The 2,760-nt window shown below is 66.8% G+C and carries 2 protein-coding genes; both read right to left on the bottom strand.

Going from position 1 to position 2,760, the window contains the following annotated elements; translation table 11 throughout:
- Nucleotides 1-1,494 (bottom strand): S10 family peptidase (locus GSQ79_RS20385; RefSeq protein WP_246725466.1); only part of this gene is annotated, 1,494 nt, incomplete at its 3' end.
- 172 nt (nucleotides 1,495-1,666) lie between these two features.
- The coding region (locus GSQ79_RS20380; protein WP_158810510.1) for an FAD-binding oxidoreductase at nucleotides 1,667-2,760 on the bottom strand (1,094 nt) is incomplete at its 5' end.

Here is a 2,760-nt window from a genome sequence, read left to right as displayed (position 1 = left end):
CTCGATCAGCTTCCGCGCATCCTCGCGCAAGGCCGCCCGCGAGGCATCCTCCAGGTACAGCATGTGGCCGCCGCCGTAGACGGCGAGGTGGATGCGGTCGGGGTCGCCGAAGGGCGGCAGCTGGTCGATCAGCATTTTGGACGTGAAGTAGGGCGTGACCTGATCCGTCACGCCATGCGCCACCAACACGCGGAGATGCGGGTCGAGCGCCATGATCTCGCGGAGGTCGCTGAGCGATTCCGCGCGCGGCCGGCCGCCACCCCAGTCCCAATGGCTGTTGACCTGCATGCTCAGGATTTCGTAGCGCGCGTTGACCGGCCAGTTCAGCCTGCTAGCGGTCACGTCGGCCATCGCCGTCGCCAGCGGCGTCTTCAACGCATCGAGAATCGGATCGTCCGGGCGGCTCGCCGCGTCGAAGGGCTCGGGGTCGAAGCCGGTGACGGTGGTGTCGTAGGGGCTTGCGGTGCGCCCAGCGTCGCGGGTGCGCTCGCGCATCAGATCAGGCGCGTCGACGCGGCCGCCGAGCCGCTGGATGAATTTTGGATCGAGGCCGGTAAAGCTCGCGATCGATGCGCTCATCCGCTTGATGGCGGCGGCATCGCGCAAGCCGCGGTAGAGATCGACGAGGTAAGCGCTCGAGGCATAAGCCTCGACGGCTTGCAATTTGGAGCGCGGGTCTGGGCCCTTGATGTCGCGCGCCGCCGCGACGAGCGAGGGCAGGCGCGCGGCATAGATCATCGGATTCGACGGGTTCTGGAACCAGGTGAAGTCGATCACCGGCGAGATCATCACCAGCCCCTTGATGCCGATGCCCTCCGTCGACTCCAGCCGGTGCGCCAGCTTTGGCGCGCGAAAACCGCCGTAGCTTTCGCCGACGATGAATTTCGGGCTTGCGAGCCGATCGTTGGTGGCCAACCATTTGCGGACGACGGTGCCGAGCATCTCGATGTCGCCATTGACCGCGTAAAAATGTTTTTCGACGTCGTCGTTCTTGCTGAGCATGCGGCTGTAGCCGGTGCCGGGCGGGTCGATGAAGACGAGGTCGGTGAAGTCGAGCCAGGTGTCGGCGTTGTCGATCACCGTCGTCGCGGCGGATGGCGAGAGGTCGTGCGCGTTCAGCGGCAGCCGCCAGGGCCCGAGCGCCCCGAGGTCGAGCCAAGCCGAGGCCGCACCGGGGCCGCCGTTGATCGCCACCGAAATCGGGCGCGTGCGCGCGTCCGCCCCCTCGAGCTGATAGGCGACATAGCCGATGTCAGCCAGCGGCTCGCCGCTCTTGCCGTCGCTGAGCCGCACCGCCCCGGCCGTTGCTTTAAAGTGTAGGGTGCGCCCGCCGACGCTCAGCACGTGGTCGGTGGTCGCTGGTGGAGGCAGCGGATTGGGCGGCGTCGTGCTTGCCAGATCTTTGGCGCCGTGCGGGGCGACGGGCGCCTCGGCGTGGACGGCAGTGCTGAGGGCCAGGGAAGCGGCGAACGCAAAAATCAGGTGAGGGCGCAAGGCGGAACAACCTCCAGATGGCGATGGGCGTGCTTTGCCCGGGGATCGTGGTTTCGCCAAGGCGTTTTGTAGGGATCGTCTTTGCGAGCGGAGCGAAGCAACCCAGGAGCCGCCGAACACGCTCATGGGAGCCGCCGCTCTGGGTTGCGGCGCTCCGCTCGCAACGACGCACTCACAGCACCTTCCCCGGGTTCAAAATTCCGTGTGGGTCGAGCGCTGCCTTGATCGCACGCATCGTTTCCAGCGCGACCGGATTCTTCACCTGCGTCAACAAGTCCCGCTTCAGCCGGCCGATGCCGTGCTCCGCCGAGATCGAGCCATCGAATTGCGCGACCACGCCGTGGACGATGGCGTTGACCTCGTCCCAGCGGGCGAGAAACGCCGCCGTGTCGGCGCCGACCGGTTGCGACACGTTGCAGTGAATATTGCCGTCGCCGAGATGGCCGAACGCGACCAGCCGCGCGCCGGGCACGGCAGCCAGCACGGCGGGTTCGACGGCGGCAAGAAACGCCGGGACGCTGGCAACCGGGACGGAGACGTCGTGCTTGATCGAGCCGCCCTCCAGCTTCTGCGTTTCCGACATCAGCTCGCGCAGCGCCCAGAGCTTTGCGGCCTGGTCGAGCGAGGCGGCAACGGTGGCGTCGACGACGATGCCGCTGTCGATGGCCGCTTCGAGAAACGCGAGAACGCGGGCGTTCAGCCCGACTTCCGTCTGCGTGGCGACCTGCAACAGCACGTACCAGGCATGGCGCGCTGCAAGCGGATCGCCAAGACCCGCGTGGTGACGGAGCACGAAGTCGATGCCGATGCGCGGGATCAGCTCGACGCCCGTGATCTCGCCGCCGAACGCCGTCTTGGCCTCGCCCAGCAGCGCCAGCGCCGCTTCAGGCGTCGCCACACCGATGAACGCGGTCTCGACCGACCGCGGCTTCGGAAACAGTTTGAGAACCGCCGCGGTGATGATGCCGAGCGTCCCTTCGGAGCCGATGAACAAGTGCTTCAGGTCGTAGCCCGTATTGTCCTTCTTCAGCTTCGAGAGGTTTGAAAGCACACGACCGTCGGCGAGCACCACCTCGATGCCGTTGACCAGATCGCGCGTATTGCCGAAGCCGATCACCGCCGTCCCACCGGCGTTGGTCGCGAGATTGCCGCCTATGGTGCAGGAGCCTTCCGACGCCAGCGAGAGCGGAAACAGCCGCCCCGCGGCGTCGGCTGCCTGCTGCGCCTGCAGCAGCGTCACCCCGGCCTCGACGATCATCGTGTTGG

Origin of the sequence: Beijerinckia sp. L45 (assembly GCF_009765775.1) — a bacterium.
GTDB lineage: Bacteria > Pseudomonadota > Alphaproteobacteria > Rhizobiales > Beijerinckiaceae > RH-AL1.
The sequence above is the reverse complement of the archived record's forward strand: the minus strand, read 5'-3'. Positions and strand labels throughout refer to the sequence as shown.